At 68.2% G+C, this 16,923-nt stretch carries 20 protein-coding genes and 1 pseudogene; 18 read left to right on the top strand and 3 right to left on the bottom strand.

Annotation, left to right across the window (positions count from 1 at the left end):
- Positions 1–34: 34 nt before the first annotated feature.
- Positions 35–673 (bottom strand): HAD-IA family hydrolase, encoded by a 639-nt coding sequence (locus AC5JOC_RS13180; protein ID WP_241160910.1) that lies wholly within the window; start codon positions 671–673, stop codon positions 35–37.
- A gap of 125 nt (positions 674–798) precedes the next feature.
- Here AC5JOC_RS13180 and AC5JOC_RS13175 point away from each other — a divergent pair, with 125 nt between their 5' ends.
- The 18 genes and pseudogenes from AC5JOC_RS13175 to yaaA (AC5JOC_RS13090) all read left to right on the top strand — a co-directional run bounded on the left by AC5JOC_RS13175 (position 799) and on the right by yaaA (AC5JOC_RS13090) (position 15,775).
- The gene (locus tag AC5JOC_RS13175) at positions 799–1,596 is read left to right on the top strand and encodes a glycosyltransferase family 2 protein (RefSeq protein ID WP_139382577.1); all 798 of its coding nucleotides are present in this window, start codon (positions 799–801) and stop codon (positions 1,594–1,596) included.
- A pseudogene (locus AC5JOC_RS13170) lies at positions 1,581–1,982 on the top strand (NAD-dependent epimerase/dehydratase family protein); the annotation flags it as partial. The gene AC5JOC_RS13175 and the pseudogene AC5JOC_RS13170, both read left to right, overlap by 16 nt.
- A gap of 55 nt (positions 1,983–2,037) precedes the next feature.
- A complete protein-coding gene (locus AC5JOC_RS13165; protein WP_494246907.1) occupies positions 2,038–2,565 on the top strand; it encodes a Rossmann-fold NAD(P)-binding domain-containing protein in 528 nt (175 codons plus the stop codon).
- Positions 2,566–2,577: 12 nt separating this feature from the next.
- Complete coding sequence (locus AC5JOC_RS13160) at positions 2,578–4,398, top strand: polysaccharide biosynthesis protein (RefSeq protein WP_079002758.1); 1,821 nt, start codon at positions 2,578–2,580, stop codon at positions 4,396–4,398.
- Positions 4,395–5,381, top strand: a complete 987-nt coding sequence (locus tag AC5JOC_RS13155) for an MraY family glycosyltransferase (RefSeq protein WP_494246542.1) — start codon at positions 4,395–4,397, stop codon at positions 5,379–5,381. Before AC5JOC_RS13160 ends, AC5JOC_RS13155 begins: the two co-directional genes overlap by 4 nt.
- A 73-nt stretch (positions 5,382–5,454) precedes the next feature.
- The gene (locus tag AC5JOC_RS13150; protein ID WP_079707193.1) at positions 5,455–6,123 is read left to right on the top strand and encodes an L-threonylcarbamoyladenylate synthase; all 669 of its coding nucleotides are present in this window, start codon (positions 5,455–5,457) and stop codon (positions 6,121–6,123) included.
- The gene (locus AC5JOC_RS13145; protein WP_079707192.1) at positions 6,120–7,385 is read left to right on the top strand and encodes an MraY family glycosyltransferase; all 1,266 of its coding nucleotides are present in this window, start codon (positions 6,120–6,122) and stop codon (positions 7,383–7,385) included. The genes AC5JOC_RS13150 and AC5JOC_RS13145 overlap by 4 nt, the downstream gene beginning before the upstream one ends.
- Positions 7,382–7,867, top strand: coding sequence for a Cg1360 family ATP-synthase-associated protein (locus AC5JOC_RS13140; protein ID WP_494246541.1), 486 nt, complete (start codon positions 7,382–7,384; stop codon positions 7,865–7,867). Before AC5JOC_RS13145 ends, AC5JOC_RS13140 begins: the two co-directional genes overlap by 4 nt.
- 275 nt (positions 7,868–8,142) lie before the next feature.
- Positions 8,143–8,922, top strand: a complete 780-nt coding sequence (gene atpB / locus AC5JOC_RS13135) for a F0F1 ATP synthase subunit A (RefSeq protein WP_175117868.1) — start codon at positions 8,143–8,145, stop codon at positions 8,920–8,922.
- A 46-nt stretch (positions 8,923–8,968) separates the two neighbouring features.
- Positions 8,969–9,202 (top strand): ATP synthase F0 subunit C, encoded by a 234-nt coding sequence (atpE, locus tag AC5JOC_RS13130; RefSeq protein ID WP_064295310.1) that lies wholly within the window; start codon positions 8,969–8,971, stop codon positions 9,200–9,202.
- A 30-nt stretch (positions 9,203–9,232) separates the two neighbouring features.
- Entirely contained in the window at positions 9,233–9,784 is a 552-nt protein-coding gene (locus tag AC5JOC_RS13125) for a F0F1 ATP synthase subunit B (protein WP_064295311.1), read from the top strand.
- A complete protein-coding gene (locus tag AC5JOC_RS13120) occupies positions 9,784–10,581 on the top strand; it encodes a F0F1 ATP synthase subunit delta (RefSeq protein ID WP_071262369.1) in 798 nt (265 codons plus the stop codon). The genes AC5JOC_RS13125 and AC5JOC_RS13120 overlap by 1 nt, the downstream gene beginning before the upstream one ends.
- Positions 10,582–10,690: 109 nt before the next feature.
- Positions 10,691–12,319 (top strand): F0F1 ATP synthase subunit alpha, encoded by a 1,629-nt coding sequence (gene atpA, locus AC5JOC_RS13115; protein ID WP_079707189.1) that lies wholly within the window; start codon positions 10,691–10,693, stop codon positions 12,317–12,319.
- 3 nt (positions 12,320–12,322) lie between these two features.
- Complete coding sequence (locus AC5JOC_RS13110) at positions 12,323–13,216, top strand: F0F1 ATP synthase subunit gamma (RefSeq protein WP_064295314.1); 894 nt, start codon at positions 12,323–12,325, stop codon at positions 13,214–13,216.
- Between the two features lie 47 nt (positions 13,217–13,263).
- Complete coding sequence (gene atpD, locus AC5JOC_RS13105) at positions 13,264–14,730, top strand: F0F1 ATP synthase subunit beta (protein ID WP_079707188.1); 1,467 nt, start codon at positions 13,264–13,266, stop codon at positions 14,728–14,730.
- 2 nt (positions 14,731–14,732) lie between these two features.
- Positions 14,733–15,008, top strand: a complete 276-nt coding sequence (locus AC5JOC_RS13100; protein WP_064295316.1) for a F0F1 ATP synthase subunit epsilon — start codon at positions 14,733–14,735, stop codon at positions 15,006–15,008.
- Between the two features lie 4 nt (positions 15,009–15,012).
- Positions 15,013–15,330: a peroxide stress protein YaaA gene (gene yaaA / locus AC5JOC_RS13095; RefSeq protein WP_494246540.1), complete on the top strand. Its 318-nt coding sequence runs from the start codon at positions 15,013–15,015 to the stop codon at positions 15,328–15,330.
- On the top strand, positions 15,287–15,775 hold the full coding sequence (gene yaaA, locus AC5JOC_RS13090) for a peroxide stress protein YaaA (protein ID WP_494246539.1): 489 nt from the start codon (positions 15,287–15,289) through the stop codon (positions 15,773–15,775). Before yaaA (AC5JOC_RS13095) ends, yaaA (AC5JOC_RS13090) begins: the two co-directional genes overlap by 44 nt.
- 10 nt (positions 15,776–15,785) lie before the next feature.
- On the opposite strand, the gene AC5JOC_RS13085 is transcribed toward yaaA (AC5JOC_RS13090), so the two are convergent.
- Positions 15,786–16,373: a DNA-3-methyladenine glycosylase I gene (locus AC5JOC_RS13085; protein WP_494246538.1), complete on the bottom strand. Its 588-nt coding sequence runs from the start codon at positions 16,371–16,373 to the stop codon at positions 15,786–15,788.
- Positions 16,370–16,918: a methylated-DNA--[protein]-cysteine S-methyltransferase gene (locus AC5JOC_RS13080; RefSeq protein WP_463530377.1), complete on the bottom strand. Its 549-nt coding sequence runs from the start codon at positions 16,916–16,918 to the stop codon at positions 16,370–16,372. Before AC5JOC_RS13080 ends, AC5JOC_RS13085 begins: the two co-directional genes overlap by 4 nt.
- Positions 16,919–16,923: the final 5 nt, after the last annotated feature.

The following is a 16,923-nucleotide window of genomic DNA, read 5'->3' as shown; positions in this document are numbered from 1 at the left end:
GTGGCCGGTGGGACGCATCGCCCGGTGGGCCGAGTCAGGGTGTGGCCGCCACGAAGGCGTCGACCGCGGCGTCGAGTCCCGCGACGTCGAATGCGCCTGAGGCGTCCTTCGTCAGCTGGAACGCGTGCATCCCCACGGCCTCGGCGCCCGCGCAGTTCGCCGCGGAGTCGTCGATGAGCATGGTGCGGTCGGGCGCGACGCCGTACCGGCTGAGCGCGCGGGTGTAGACACGGGGCTCGGGTTTCTCCGCTCCGAGGACGGCGGACACGAGGTCGTTCTCGCCGAGGAGGGCTGCGGCCTCGGGAGCCAGCTGCGCGAAGGAGTCCCGGAACGGGATCGGGTTGTTCGACAGCAGGGAGACCGTGCCGAGGGTCGAGGCACGGGCGAGGGTGGCCAGGACGCCGGGAACCGGGGTCATCGCCGCCGCACGGGCTTCGCGCCACTCCTCGAGGGACAGCGGGTATCCGGTGACCTCGGCGAACACCGCCAGATAGTCGTCGCTCGTCGGGTACTCGCCGATGTTGGCCGCGGCCTCGTGGCCGCCGACCCACCACTGCTTCGCGAGCCGGTACTGGCTCACGCCCGTCAACCGGGAGAGCGCCGGGAGGCGTTTCCGGAAGTCGTAGTCGTACAGGGTCTTGTCGCAGTCGAAGAAGAACACACGCTCTGGCACCACTCCAGTATGCGGCCACGGGCTCCCAGGACCGGACGCGGGCAGCACGTAGACTGACCAGGCGCGTCGGGCCCACGTCCGTCGTGCCTCGGCGGTGCCGTCCCCGCCGCCGGAGAGGGTGAACCGTGGACCGTCCTGTGACCGCCTGCATCGTCATGTACCGGAACGATCGCGACAAGCTGCGTGCGGCCATCGACTCGACCCTCGGGAGCCCGCTCGTCGAGACGCTCTACCTCGTCGACAACTCGCCGACGGACGAGCTCCGCGACCTCGTGGTCGACCCGCGGGTCGAGTACCTGCACAACCCCTCGAACCCCGGCTTCGGCGCCGCCCACAACCTCGCGATCGCGAAGGTCCTCGGGCGCTCGAAGTTCCACATGGTGGTCAACCCGGACGTGTACTTCGAGCCGGAGGCGATCGAGCAGCTCCACGAGTTCATGCTCGAGCACCCCGAGGTCGGGCACGTCATGCCGAAGGTGCTGTACCCCGACGGATCCCTCCAGTACCTGGTGAAGCGGAACCCCTCCGTCTTCGACCTGTTCGCCCGCCGATTCCTGCCCGGTCCGCTGAAGCCGCTCGTCGCGAAGCGCATGGCCCGCTACGAGTACCGCGACATCGACGAGAACCCGGCGCACGACTACAGCAAGACGATGTTCGACGTGCCCTACCTCTCGGGGTGCTTCATGTTCCTCCGGACCTCGACCCTGCACCGCGTCGGCTTCTTCGACGAGCGGATCTTCATGTACATCGAGGACGCCGACCTCACCCGACGCTTCCTCCAGGTGTCCCGGACCGCGTACTACCCCGGCGCGACGATCCACCACCACTTCGCGAAGGGCTCGCATCACAACCGGAAGCTGATGTGGTACTCGATCCAGGGGGCCTTCGTGTACTTCCGCACGTGGGGATGGTTCGGACGATGAGCCGGGTGCTCGTGACCGGTGCGACCGGCTTCATCGGGACGAACCTCGTCCCCGTCCTCGAGGCGGCCGGCCACGAGGTCGTGCCGTTCTCGTTGCGCGGGTGGACGGGGGAGCCCTTCCCCGCGGACGTCGACGTCGTGGTGAACCTCGCCGGGAAGGCGCACGACCTCGACGGCACCGCCGCTCCCGAGGTGTACCGCCGGATCAACACCGACCTCGCCGAACGCGCGTACGTCGCCTTCCTGGCGTCGGACGCCACCACCTTCATCCAGCTGAGCAGCGTCGCCGCGGTGAACGAGGCGACGGTCGACGGCGTGCTCGACGAGTCCGCCGAGCCCCACCCGGTGACCCCGTACGGGAAGTCGAAGCTCGCGGCCGAGCGGCTCCTGCTCGCCGTCGAGCCGCCCTGCCGGTCGCCGGACGATCGTCCTCCGTCCGACGATGGTGCACGGGCCGGGGGACAAGGGCAACCTCCGCCTCCTCTTCGGCCTCCTGTCCCGCGGCATCCCGTACCCGCTCGACGCCTTCCGCAACGAGCGCAGCTTCGTGTCGATCCAGAACCTCACGTGGGCGATCACGAGCATCATCGACACGCCCGCCGTCACGACGGGTGTCTACCTCGTCGCCGACGACGAGCCCGTGTCGACGGGGCACCTCGTCAGCCTCATCGCCGAGGTCACCGGTCGCCGGGTCCGTCGCCTGGCCCTGCCGCCGGCACTCGTCCGGCTGGCGGCCGCCGTCGGCGATCGCGTCCCCGCCGTGCCGCTCAACTCCGGGCGTCTCGCGAAGCTCACCGAGGACTACCGCGTCTCCGGTGCCCGACTGCTCGGCGCGCTCGGGCACGACCGCATGCCGACGGCGACGGACGACGGTCTCCGGTCCTCGATCGCAGCCCTCGCCGCGGAGCGCGGTGCGCCCGGCCCCGACGCGCAGTCCGTGCGCAGCCAACGCGAAGCCGGCGATCGGTAGGATCGACACGTTATGACCTCCACGCTCCCCGACGCCCCCCGTAGATGGACGCAGGCGCCCGGTCCTCGTTTCGCCGCGAAGACCGCCCTCGACGCACTGTGCTGGGTGCTCGCCATCGTGGTCGCCCAGCTCGTCCGGTTCGAGCTCGAGTACGAGCGCGTGGCCCTCGTCGGGACGGTCCTCCTGTGCGTCATCGCCGTGGTCGCCCAGCTCGTCGTGGCCTACCTGTGGAGCTACTACCACGGCCTGCACAGCTTCGGCAGCTTCTACGAGGCGAAACAGCTCATCGTCGTCGCGCTGATCGTCACCGCGATCCTCATCGCGGTCAACGCGGTGTTCGGCGTCGCCTGGGGGGTTCCGCGATCCACGACGGTCATCGCGTTCCCGTTCGCCATCGTCTTCATGGGCATCACGCGGTACGTCAAGCGCCTCTTCGTCGACAGCCGCAGTCGGCCGATCGAGGCGCAGCGCGTCCTCGTCTACGGAGCCGGTGCGCTCGGGATGTCGATCATCCCTCGGCTCATGCGCGACCCGCAGTCGCCCTACCTCCCGGTGGGCGTCATCGACGACGACCCGTCGAAGCGCAACTTCCGCATCGCCTCCGTCGCCGTGGTCGGCACGGGAGCCGACCTGGTGGCGGCCGTCAAGCGCACCGGGGCGCAGGCGCTCATCATCAGCATCGCGGACGTCGACAACGACTTCATCCGCCAGGTCAGCGAGCGAGCCGACGAGGCGAAGCTCCGGGTGCTCGTCGTGCCGCCCATCGACACGATGCTGGCTCCCGGGACGGGCGAGAGCGCGCCGAGCCTGCGCGACCTCAACGTCGAGGACTTCATCGGCCGCAACACCGTCGACCTCCAGGTCGAGAGCATCGCGGGGTACCTCACCGGCAAGCGCGTGCTCGTGACCGGTGCCGGCGGATCCATCGGATCCGAGATCGCCCGCCAGGTCAACCAGTTCGGCCCGGCGGAGCTCGTCCTGCTCGACCGCGACGAGACGGGGCTCCACACCACACAGCTCTCGATCTCGGGACACGGACTGCTCGACACCAAGGAGGTCGTGCTCGCCGACATCCGCGACCTCCCGTCGCTCATGGAGATCTTCGAGGACCGCCGTCCCGACGTCGTCTTCCACGCGGCAGCGCTGAAGCACGCTCCGATGCTCGAGCAGTACCCCGACGAGGCCTGGAAGAACAACGTCCTCGGCACCCTGAACGTCCTCAACGCGGCGCGGGCGGTCGGCGTCGGCACCTTCGTCAACATCTCGACCGACAAGGCCGCGAACCCGACGACCGTCCTCGGGTACAGCAAGCGCATCGCCGAGAAGCTCACCGCATGGATGAGCGCCCAGGAGACCGACGCGCGGTACCTCTCGGTCCGGTTCGGCAACGTCATCGGCAGCCGCGGTTCCGCCATCCCGGCGTTCACCGCCCAGATCGAGGCCGGCGGTCCGGTCACGGTCACGCACCCCGACGTCACCCGCTTCTTCATGACGATCCCCGAAGCGTCGAAGCTCGTCATCCAGGCCGGCGCGATCGGCGACCCGGGCGAGGTCCTCATCCTCGACATGGGCCGTCCGGTCCGCATCCTCGACGTCGCCAAGCGCATGATCGCCGCGTCCGGCAAGGACGTCGAGATCGTGTACACCGGTCTCCGGCACGGCGAGAAGCTGCACGAGGTCCTCATCGACACCGACGAGATCGCCGACCGCTCGAAGCACCCGAAGGTCTCGCACACGCGGATCCAGCCGCTCGACCCGGCACTCCTCGACATCGCCGTCTGGCGGGAGACGATCGCCGACGAGGGCGCCGGCACCCACCACCTGGTGCAATGACGGTTGCCATCCTGGCGGGGGTGCTCGCGCTCGTCGTGAGCCTGCTGTCCCAGCTCGCCATCCGCCCGATCCTCATCCGTCGGGCGGTCGTCGACACCCCGAACCACCGATCCATGCACGTCACCCCGACGATCCGCGGGGGAGGGATCGGCGTCGCGCTCGCGGTCGCCGTCGGTCTCGGCACGGCCGCGGTCCTGCTCCACAGTCTGCCGCTCTGGATCGTCGCCGCCGTGTCGATCGTGAACGCGGCCATCGGAGCCGTGGAGGACGTCCGCGGACTCCCCGTCCGGGTGCGCTTCGGCTTGCAGGTCGTGCTCGGACTCGTGGCGACCTGGGTGCTCGTCGTCTCGATGGCCGCGAGTTCCTGGTGGATCCCGCTCGGGATCGTGGCGCTCGTCGCCTACACGAACATCGCGAACTTCATGGACGGCGTCAACGGCATCTCCTCGATGCACGGCACGGTCGTCGGCGGGTTCTACGCCGGTCTCGGCGCCGTGGCCGGTCTCCCGGGCGTCACGGCAGCCGGCCTCGTCGTGGCGGCCGCGTTCCTCGGGTTCCTGCCGTGGAACCTCGCTCGGCGCCGGATGTTCCTGGGCGACGTCGGCAGCTACCTGCTCGGCGGCTCCCTCGTCGCGGTCGCCATCTACGCGGCCTTCAGCGGCATCTCCTTCGTCGCGCTGATCGGCCCGGTCCTCGTGTACGTCGCCGACACCGGCACGACGATCATCGCGCGCTGGCGGCGGGGGGAGCCGCTGCACGAGGCGCATCGCAGCCACGTGTACCAGCGTCTCGCCGCCGGCGGACTCGGTCACCTCGGGTCCACCGCCGTCGTCAGCGTCGCGACCCTCGCCACCGGGCTCCTCGGGGTGGTCGTCGCGACGGGCGCCTGGCCCTTCCAGGTCCTCGCCGTCCTCGGCATCCTGCTCGTCCTCGTCGTCTACCTGTGCCTGCCCAGACTGCTCGGAAGACGCCCGAGGCTATGATTGAGCGTCGTCACCCCGATCATCCGGCCGACTGATCACCGATCGGCGGCCCCGTTCAGCCAGGACCCACCACATGCCGCAGACCTTCGATTGCCAGGATCACGCGCAGCTGCTCGCCGGGATGCGCTTGGCACGGACGGCCCTGGCGAGGGGTGAGCTGGTCGTGCTCCCGACCGACACGGTCTACGGGGTGGCCGCCGACGCGTTCTCGCCGGCCGCGGTGCAGCGCCTGCTCGACGCGAAGGGTCGGACCCGGCAGTCACCGCCGCCCGTCCTCGTGTCAGGTGTGAACACGCTCGAGGCCTTGGCGGCGTCCGTCCCGGATGCCGTGCACCGGCTCGTCGAGGCGTTCTGGCCCGGCGGCCTGACCATCGTGCTCGAGGCCCAGCCGTCGCTCGCCTGGGACCTCGGCGAGACCGCGGGCACGGTCGCGCTCCGGATGCCGTCGAACCCGGTGACCCTCGAACTCCTGCAGGACACCGGCCCGCTGGCGGTCTCCTCGGCGAACCTCACCGGCCGACCGGCCGCCACGTCAGCCGCTGCCGCGCTCGAGATGCTGGGCGACTCGGTCTCGGTCTACCTCGACGGCGGCGAGAGCGGCGAGCAGTCGTCGACGATCATCGACGCGACCCGACTCGGCACAGCCGACGAACGGATCGTCGTCCTGCGCGACGGAGCCGTCTCCCGCGAGGCGATCCGCGGCGTGGTGGGCGATCTGCTCCCCGAGCCGCGCGAACCATGAGCCAGTTCTCCGGGTACCTCATCGTGCTCGTCGTGAGCGCGGGCATCACCTTCGGCTTCGCCCACCTCGCGCGGCGGGTCGGCGTGAAGTACGGTCTCCACCCGCCGATCCGCGAACGCGACGTCCACCAGACGCCGACGCCGCGGCTCGGCGGGGTCGCGATGTTCATCGGCATCCTGGTCGCGTTCGGCGTGGCCTGGCAGCTGCCGTTCTTCGACCTCGTGTTCGCCGATCCGGAGCCGGTGCTGGCGATCCTCGGTGCCGCCCTGTTCATCGTCGGGATCGGCGTCGCCGACGACCTGTGGGACCTCGACTGGATGATCAAGCTCGCCGCGCAGTTCATGGCGGCAGGGCTCGTCGCCTGGCTCGGTGTGCAGATCTACTCCTTGCCCATCGGTGGCCTGACGGTCGGCTCGTCGTGGGTGTCCTTCTCGATGACGGTCTTCGCCATCGTGCTCGTGATGAACGCGATCAACTTCGTCGACGGGCTCGACGGGCTCGTCGCCGGTGTCGCCGTCATCGCGAACACCGTGTTCTTCGTCTACACCCAGCTGCTCGTGACCTCCACCGGGGCGAGCGACTACTTCAACCTGGCCTCGCTGATCGCCGCGATCCTCGTCGGAGCCTGCCTCGGCTTCCTCCCGCTCAACTGGCACCCCGCCCGATTGTTCATGGGCGACGCCGGCGCCCTGCTCGTCGGGCTGCTCATGGCGACCTCCGCAGCCGCCGTGACCGGCCAGGTCGACCCGGCCGCCCTCGGCCGCACGCAACTGTTGCCCGCGTTCATCCCGATCCTGCTGCCGTTCGCCATCCTCGTCGTGCCGCTCGCCGACTTCGTCCTGGCCGTCCTCCGTCGTCTCCGCGCCGGAAAGTCACCGTTCAGCGCCGACCGGATGCACCTCCACCACCGGCTGCTCGACCTCGGTCACAGCCAGGTGCACGCCGTCCTCATCTTCTACGGCTGGACGGTCGTCATCTCCGTCGGATGCCTGGCGTTCTTCGCTGCCCCGACGTGGCTGGCCGTCCTCTTCGTCTCCGTGGGGGTCGTCACCTGCACGGCGTTCACCCTCCTGCCGATCGGTCGCCGCAGGCGGGCCGACCGGCTCGCGCAGCGCGTTGCCACCGGCACGGAGGGCGCTCCCGGGTCCGCGCTGTACGATCGGCTCGACGAGGCCTCCGGGCAGCGCGACCCCGAGGCGCCCGTGAGCGGCGACACCCTCGACACCCTCGACTCTCTCGCCAAGAAGGACCAGCACCCATGACTCCTCCCGCCCAGGCCGGCTCGCACGCGAGCGCCAACCGGGTCTTCCGCACGGCACTCCGGTACAGCGCGCTCCTCGCGCTCGTGATCGCCGTCGTCGGGGGAGTGGTCGGCTGGAGCGTCGACGGTTCCCGCGGGCTGACGAGTGCGCTCATCGGCACCGCGATGGCGCTCGTGTTCCTCGGCATCACCTCGGTGAGCATCCTCTTCGCCAACCGCTGGTCCGGCCAGGAGTTCTTCGTCGGCATCCTGTTCGGGGTGGTGATGGGCAGCTGGCTCGTGAAGTTCGTCATCTTCCTCGTGCTCGGCTTCATCCTGAAGGACCAGCCGTGGGTCAACGCACCGATCCTGTTCGGGAGCGTCATCGTGGGTGTCGTCGGATCGCTCGTGATCGACGCCGTCGTGGCTGCGAAGGTGCGGGTGCCCTACGTCTCGGACGACATCCTCCCGAAGGCGTCGCCGCAGGACTCCGACCCGGGCTGACGCCGCGGACGCAACGTGGTCGCGCGGGAGCATGCCGGAACCGGTATCCGAGGCGCAGCCGAGGTCGCGGCTCGGAATATAGCCGTGGAATACCACCCCTGGGTTCGTCGGGGCCCGGTTTCCTTGCTAGACTCGTCAACGAATCCTCCCACTAGCACCGCTTCGGCGTGCGGCGAGGAGACATCCCCCCTGTTCGTCGCCGCGAGAGCTCTGCTCCACGCCCCCGAAACTGGAGATACGTGCTGTTCGCTAACGCCGTGCACCTGATCGCACCGATGGCCGCCGAAGATGGCGAGTTCCACGGTCCGTCGATCGACGAGTTCTTCCCCGACATCATCCTCTTCGAGGGCACGCCCTTCGCGATCAACCGGGTCATCCTGATCCGGTTCATCGCGGTGATCGCGCTCCTCCTGTTCTTCTGGCTGTCGACGCGCAAGATGCGCCTCGTCCCCGGCCGCGCACAGAGCCTCGCCGAGATGGGGCTCGGCTTCGTCCGCGTCAACATCGCGGAAGACCTGCTCGGCAAGAAGGACGGCCTCCGGTTCCTGCCGATCCTGACGACCATCTTCTTCATGGTCCTCGCGATGAACCTGACGGGCATCATCCCCGGGCTGAACCTGGCCGGTACCTCGGTCATCGGTGTCCCGCTGGTGCTCGCGCTGGTGTCCTACGTCACCTTCATCTACGCCGGTATCAAGAAGAGCCCGGGCAAGTTCTTCAAGAACTCCCTCTTCCCCTCCGGGGTGCCGTGGCCGGTGTACATCATCGTCACGCCGATCGAGCTCATCTCGACCTTCGTCATCCGCCCGCTCACGCTGACGCTCCGACTCCTCATGAACATGATCGTCGGGCACCTGCTCCTCGTCCTGTTCTTCGCGGCGACGCAGTTCTTCATCGTGAACCTCGGCGGATGGTTCGCCCTCATGGGTGTCGGGACGCTGGCCTTCGGCCTCGTCTTCACCCTCTTCGAGCTCCTGGTCGCAGTCCTCCAGGCGTACGTCTTCACCCTCCTCACCGCGGTCTACATCCAGCTCGCGGTCGCAGAAGAGCACTAATCGAGCCCGGCACCCGCCAGGTCTCACCCAACGGAAGGAAACAAACGTGGACGCAACTACCGTTCTCGCCGCCCTTGAAGGAAACATCGCGACGGTCGGTTACGGTCTCGCAGCCATCGGCCCCGCCATCGGTGTGGGTATCGTCGTCGGCAAGACGATCGAAGGCACCGCGCGTCAGCCCGAGCTGGGTGGTCGTCTCCAGGTCCTCATGTGGATCGGTATCGCCTTCACCGAGGCGCTCGCCTTCATCGGCATCGCGACCTACTTCATCTTCGTCTAAGCCCCCTTTCACATCTCCGAAGGAGGCAAGATGTTTGATGCAGTGATCATCGCTGCTGAAGAGGGCGCTCCAACGAACCCTCTCATCCCAGCGGTCTACGACATCGTCTGGTCTGCCGTCGTCTTCATCATCATCCTCGGCTTCTTCTGGAAGCTGGTCCTGCCCAAGGTGCAGAAGCTCCTCGACGACCGCGCAGCGGCCATCGAGGGCAACATCGCCAAGGCCGATGAAGCGCAGAAGCAGGCCGAAGCGGCGCTCGAGCAGTACAACGCTCAGCTCGCCGAGGCCCGTCAGGAAGCCGGCCGCATCCGCGAGCAGGCTCGTGTCGAGGGTCAGACGATCCTCGCCGAGCTCAAGGAGCAGGCCACGGTCGAAGCCGCTCGCGTCACCGCGAGCGCTCAGGCACAGATCGAAGCCGAGCGTCAGGCGGCCGTCGTGTCGCTGCGTGCCGAGGTCGGCACGCTCGCACTCGACCTCGCCAGTGGCGTCATCGGCGAGACGCTGAACGACGACGCGAAGGCCACGGCGGTCGTCGACCGGTTCCTCGCGGACCTCGAAGCGTCGGAGAAGGCAGCCAAGTAATGGGAAGCGCGACCAGAGAAGCACTCGCCTCGTCGAAGGAGGCCCTCGCCGCCCTCGGCGCCGGGGCCGATCTGGCCACCGCGGACGGACTGTTCGCAGCGGGCCGGGCCATCGGCGGCTCGAGCCACCTGAGCGCAGCGCTCAGCGACCCCGCAGCCGACGCCGGTGCCAAGCGCACCGTCGTCGAGCGGATCTTCGGCACCCAGCTGAGCGCTCAGGCGCTCGGCCTGCTGCAGACCGTCGTCTCCGGCCGCTGGTCCAGCGAGGCCGACCTGCTCGCGGGCATCGAGGAGCTCGGCCTCCGGGCCGCCTCGATCTCCGCCGGCGCTCAGGGCGACATCGAGGCCGAGCTGTTCGAGTTCGGGAAGCTCGTGTCGAGCAACCACGAGCTCGAACTCGCCCTCAGCAGCAAGCTCGGCTCGTCCGCTGCGAAGGGCGCCCTCGCGGCGTCCCTCCTCGCGGGCAAGGCGAGCCCGCAGACCGTCAGCATCGTCGGTCAGCTCGTGCAGCAGCCCCGTGACCGTCGGATCGGAGAACTGCTCCGGTACGCATCAGGCATCGTCGCCGACCAGCAGGGCCTCGCGGTCGCCACGGTCACGGCAGCCGCACCGATCGAGGCGTCGCAGCTCCAGCGCCTCGAGCGCCACCTCGCCACGGCCTACGGCCGTCAGGTGAAGATCAACCAGGTGATCGACCCCGCCGTCGTCGGTGGACTGCGCGTGCAGCTCGGGGACGACGTCATCGACGGCAGCCTCGCTGCCCGACTGAACGACCTCCGTCTGCAACTGGCCGGATAACGGCCCGTGCAGCGCGGGGACCGGCCCGACGGTCTCCACAACTCAAGACGTTGATCCTGACGGATCGCACCTCTCGGAACCCCCGGGTTCCACAACCAAAAGGAACATGATGGCAGAACTCACGATCAGCCCAGACGAGATCCGGGATGCTCTCAAGGACTTCGTCAAGGCCTACGAGCCCGGCACCGCCGCGGCCACCGAGGTCGGACGCGTGATCGATGCCGCTGACGGCATCGCCCACGTCGAGGGCCTCCCGGGCGCCATGGCGAACGAGCTCCTCCGCTTCGCGAACGGCACCCTCGGCCTCGCGCTCAACCTCGACGAGCACGAGATCGGCGTCGTCGTCCTCGGTGAGTTCGACGAGATCGTCGAAGGCATGGACGTCACCCGCACGGGCGAGGTCCTCTCGGTCCCCGTCGGCGACGGCTACCTCGGCCGTGTCGTCGACACGCTCGGCAACCCGATCGACGGCCTCGGCGAGATCGCCAGCACCGGCCGCCGCGCACTGGAGCTCCAGGCTCCCGGCGTCATGCAGCGCAAGTCGGTGCACGAGCCGCTCCAGACCGGCATCAAGGCGATCGACGCCATGATCCCCGTCGGCCGCGGCCAGCGCCAGCTCATCATCGGCGACCGCCAGACCGGCAAGACCGCGATCGCGATCGACACCATCATCAACCAGAAGGCCAACTGGGACTCGGGCGACGTCAACAAGCAGGTCCGCTGCATCTACGTCGCCATCGGCCAGAAGGGCTCGACCATCGCCTCCGTCAAGGGTGCGCTGGAAGAGGCCGGCGCGCTCGAGTACACGACGATCGTCGCCTCGCCTGCGTCCGACCCGGCCGGCTTCAAGTACCTCGCTCCCTACACCGGTTCGGCCATCGGCCAGCACTGGATGTACGAGGGCAAGCACGTCCTGATCATCTTCGACGACCTGTCGAAGCAGGCCGAGGCCTACCGTGCCGTCTCCCTCCTCCTCCGTCGTCCGCCGGGACGCGAGGCCTACCCGGGTGACGTCTTCTACCTGCACTCCCGTCTGCTGGAGCGTTGCGCGAAGCTGTCCGACGAGCTCGGCGCCGGTTCGATGACGGGTCTGCCCATCATCGAGACCAAGGCGAACGACGTCTCCGCGTACATCCCGACCAACGTGATCTCGATCACCGACGGCCAGATCTTCCTGCAGTCCGACCTCTTCAACTCCAACCAGCGCCCCGCGGTCGACGTCGGTATCTCCGTCTCGCGCGTCGGTGGCGACGCTCAGGTGAAGAGCATCAAGAAGGTCTCCGGAACGCTGAAGCTCGAGCTCGCGCAGTACCGCTCGCTCGAGGCGTTCGCGATGTTCGCATCCGACCTCGACGCGGCCAGCCGCCGTCAGCTCGCCCGTGGCGCCCGCCTCACCGAGCTGCTCAAGCAGCCGCAGTACTCGCCGTACCCCGTCGAGGAGCAGGTCGTCTCGATCTGGGCCGGAACCAAGGGCAAGCTGGACGACGTCCCGGTCGAGGACGTCCTCCGCTTCGAGCGCGAACTGCTCGACTACCTGGGTCGGAACACCGAGGTCCTCACCACGCTGCGCGACACGAACGTGCTCGACGACGACACCGTCTCGAAGCTCGATGCCGCTGTCGACCAGTTCAAGCTCGAGTTCCAGACGGGCGAGGGCGCTGCCCTCGGTTCGGAGCAGGTCGAGGAGCTCCCGGTTGAAGACGTCAACCAGGAGAAGATCGTGAAGGGTCGCCGCTAGTCCATGGGCGCTCAACTCCGGGTCTACACGCAGAAGATCAAGTCTGCGCAGACGACCAAGAAGATCACGAAGGCGATGGAGCTCATCGCCGCGTCGCGCATCCAGAAGGCGCAGGCGCGGGTGGCGGCATCCGGACCCTATTCTCGTGCGATCACTCGTGCCGTGTCCGCCGTCGCGACGTACTCCAACGTCGACCACGTGCTCACGACCGAGCCGGAGAAGGTTGAGCGGGCTGCGGTCGTCGTGTTCGCATCCGACCGAGGCCTCGCCGGCGCCTTCAACTCGCAGGTCCTCCGTGAGGCCGCCGAGCTGACCGAGCTCCTGCGCAGCCAGGGCAAGGACGTCACGCACTACCTCGTGGGCCGCAAGGCCGTCGCCTACTTCACGTTCCGACGGATGCAGGCTGCAGGGGAGTGGGTCGGCAACACGGAGAACCCCGACTTCGCCACGGCGCAGGAGATCAGCGAGTCCATCCTCAAGGCGTTCCTCACGGACGCCTCCGAGGGTGGCGTCGACGAGATCCACATCGTCTACAACCGCCTCGTGAGCATGATGACGCAGACCCCCGAGGTCGTCCGTCTCCTGCCGCTCGAGGTCGTCGAAGGCGTCGAGGAGCCCACCGACACCGCTGTGCTGCCGCTGTACGAGTTCGAGCCGGATGCGGAGAGCGTGCTCGATGCACTGCTCCCGAACTACATCGAGAGCCGGATCTTCAACGCGCTGTTGCAGTCCTCCGCCGCGAAGCACGCCGCGACGCAGAAGGCGATGAAGTCGGCCAGCGACAACGCCGACAAGCTCATCACCGACTACACCCGCCTCCGCAACAACGCGAGGCAGGCCGAGATCACCCAGCAGATTTCCGAAATCGTTGGCGGCGCAGACGCGCTCTCGTCCTAGTCATCGCAACACGCACACGTATCTGTAGAGACAGAGAAGAGAAGAACATGACTCCCACCGCAACTGCCGAGCAGGGCGCTGCAGAGGTGAAGGCCGGCGCCGTCGGCCGCATCTCCCGCGTCACCGGCCCGGTCGTCGACATCGAGTTCCCGCACGACGCGATCCCGGGCATCTACAACGCCCTGAAGACCAGCGTCGTGATCGGCGAGCAGACGATGGTCCTCACGCTCGAGGTCGCACAGCACCTCGGTGACGACCTCGTCCGCGCCATCGCCCTGAACCCCACGGACGGCCTCGTCCGCGGCCAGGAGGTCACCGACACGGGTTCGCCCATCTCGGTGCCCGTCGGCGACGTCACCAAGGGCAAGGTCTTCAACGTCATCGGCGAGGTGCTCAACGCCGAGCCCGGCGAGCAGATCGAGATCACCGAGCGCTGGCCGATCCACCGTCAGCCGCCGCCCTTCGACCAGCTCGAGTCGAAGACGCAGCTGTTCGAGACCGGCATCAAGGTCATCGACCTCCTGACGCCGTACGTCCTCGGCGGCAAGATCGGTCTCTTCGGTGGTGCCGGTGTCGGCAAGACCGTCCTCATCCAGGAGATGATCCAGCGCGTCGCGCAGGACCACGGTGGTGTGTCGGTGTTCGCCGGTGTCGGTGAGCGCACCCGTGAGGGCAACGACCTCATCCACGAGATGGAAGAGGCGGGTGTCTTCGAGAAGACGGCCCTCGTGTTCGGCCAGATGGACGAGCCGCCGGGAACGCGTCTGCGCGTCGCCCTCTCCGCGCTGACGATGGCGGAGTACTTCCGCGACGTCCAGAAGCAGGACGTGCTGCTCTTCATCGACAACATCTTCCGCTTCACCCAGGCCGGTTCCGAGGTGTCGACCCTGCTCGGTCGCATGCCGTCCGCCGTGGGCTACCAGCCGAACCTCGCCGACGAGATGGGTCTCCTCCAGGAGCGCATCACCTCGACGCGTGGTCACTCGATCACCTCGCTGCAGGCGATCTACGTCCCCGCCGACGACTACACCGACCCGGCACCGGCGACGACCTTCGCGCACCTCGACGCGACGACCGAGCTCTCCCGTGAGATCGCGTCGAAGGGTCTGTACCCGGCCGTCGACCCGCTGACCTCGACGAGCCGTATCCTCGACCCCCGCTACCTGGGTGCCGACCACTACCGCGTCGCCACCACGGTCAAGCAGATCCTCCAGAAGAACAAGGAACTGCAGGAGATCATCGCCATCCTCGGTGTCGACGAGCTCTCCGAGGAAGACAAGATCACGGTGTCGCGTGCGCGCCGGATCCAGCAGTTCCTCTCGCAGAACACCTACATGGCGAAGAAGTTCACCGGTGTCGAGGGCTCGACCGTCCCGCTGAAGGACACCATCGAGTCGTTCGACGCCATCGCCAAGGGTGAGTTCGACCACGTCGCCGAGCAGGCCTTCTTCAACGTCGGTTCCATCACCGACGTCGAAGAGAAGTGGGCTCAGATCCAGAAGGACAACGGCTAAGCATGGCTTCCGCTCCTCTGACCGTGAGCGTCGTCGCGGCCGACCACGAAGTGTGGTCCGGCCCGGCACGCCAGCTGATCGCGAAGACCGTCGACGGCGAGATCGGTATCCTGCCCGGCCACGAGCCGATGCTGGCCATCCTCGCCGCCGGTGAGGTCCGTGTCACGCTCGAAGACGGCTCGAAGATCGTCGCGAACGCTGAAGACGGCTTCCTGTCGGTCGAGAACAACACCGTCACCGTCGTGGCCGGCAACGCCACGCTCGTGACCAGCTCCTGATTCAGTGCTGATCCTCCTTCCCCCTTCGGAGACGAAGCGGGACGGCGGCGACGGACGAGCCCTGGACACCGCCCTGCTGCGGTTTCCAGGGCTCTCCTCGTCCCGGAACGATTGCCTCGGCGCCCTGGTGTCGCTCGCTGCCGATGAGGCCGCGACGGTGAAGGCGCTGAAGCTCGGCCCCAAGCAGCTCGGTGAGGTCCAGCGCAACCGCGTGGCGGCGACGTCTTCGACGATGCCGGCGATCGACCGGTACACGGGGGTGCTGTACGACGCGCTCGATGCGTGCCACGCTCTCAGCGGACGCGCGACGCTTCGCCGCTGAGCACCTGGTCGTGCACTCGGCGTTGCTCGGCCCGGTCGGCGCGCTCGATCCCATTCCGGCGTATCGGCTCTCCCACGACTCCAGGCTCCCCGGGTTCGTCCTGAAACGTCACTGGGCGGTGCCGGTCGCGCGAGAGCTGGACGCCGTCCAGGGTGTCTTGCTGGACCTGCGCTCGGAAGGCTACGCGTCGCTCGGGCCGTTGCCGGACCGCGTCGGTGCCGTCTACCTGCGTGTGCTCACGGTCGGTGACGATGGCCGCCGTCGTGCGCTCAACCACTTCAACAAGCAGGGCAAGGGCCGGTTCACCCGCGCGCTGCTGGAGGCCGGTGTCGACCACCCTGATGTCGACTCGTTGCTCGAGTGGGCGCGGTCGACCGGATGGGTGCTCGATATCCACTCCCGTGCCGACGACGGTCGGGTGACGGAGCTCGCCCTCGTCGTCTGATCCCTCCGGATCAGGGAGCGCTCTCGGAGCGCCAGCAGCCGACGAGGTGGTCGTCGACGAGGCCTCCGGACTGCATGAGGGCGTACATCGTCGTCGGGCCGACGAACCGGTAGCCGCGCTTCCGCAGGTGGGCGCTGAGCGCGGTGGACTCGGGGGTCACCGCGGGAACCTCCGTCCACTGGGCGAACCGTGCGGGCCGTGGCGGGGGAGCGAAGCTCCAGAGGAGCTCGTCCAGGTCGTCGCCCAGCTCGAGGGCGGTGCGGGCATTGCCGATGACCGCGTTGATCTTCCCGCGGTGCCGGATGATCCGGGCGTCCTCGAGCAGGCTCTCGACATCCGCCTCCGTCATCGCTGCGACGGCGTCGAGGTCGAAGCCGTGGAACCGTTCCCGGAAAGCCGGTCGCTTCCGGAGGATCGTGATCCAGGAGAGCCCGGCCTGGAACCCTTCGAGACTGATCTTCTCGAAGACCTGCCGCTGTCCGTGGAGCGGCACGCCCCACTCCTCGTCGTGATAGCGCTGGTACTCCGCGTCCGTCCCGGCCCAGGCGCAGCGGGTCAGGCCGTCGGTGCCGACGATGGTCGGGGAGGCTGGACTCATCGGCGGTACGGGATCCCTTCGTGGTCGAGGAGCCAGCGTTTGGTGGCCGGTCCGTCTCCGCCAGAATAGCCCGTCACGATCCGCCCGGTCCCGAGGACGCGATGACAGGGGATGAGGAGGGCGATGGTGTTCGCCCGGACCGCCTGGCCGGCCGCCCTGCCGCCCTGCGGGGCACCGGCCGCGGCCGCAAGGGCGCCGTACCCGATGGAGTCGCCGAACGGCACCTCGCCGAGCGCCGACCAGACCGCCTGCTGGAACGGCGTGCCGGTCGTGACGAGCGCGAGGTCGAACACGGTGCGTCGTCCGCGGAAGTACTCGTCGATCTGCTCCGCGGCGTCGAGGAGGACCGCGGTGGGGCGTTCGTCCACGCCGTCGAGGGGGAGTCGCCCGTGGTGCTCGAAGCGCACGGCTGAGACCGCGTCGTCGACGGAGCGGAGCTCGATCCGCCCCACCGGCGTCGGCATCCTGAGGAAGCCCTCGGTGGTCGGGTCGGCGATGACGGAGCAGGGGAGTACGGGAGCGGTGACGGTGAGGTGTGTGGTCATGCACC

The sequence above is a fragment of the Plantibacter sp. genome, from assembly GCF_059073635.1.
Note: the sequence above shows the minus strand (reverse complement) of the source record. Positions and strands in the feature narration are given on the sequence as shown.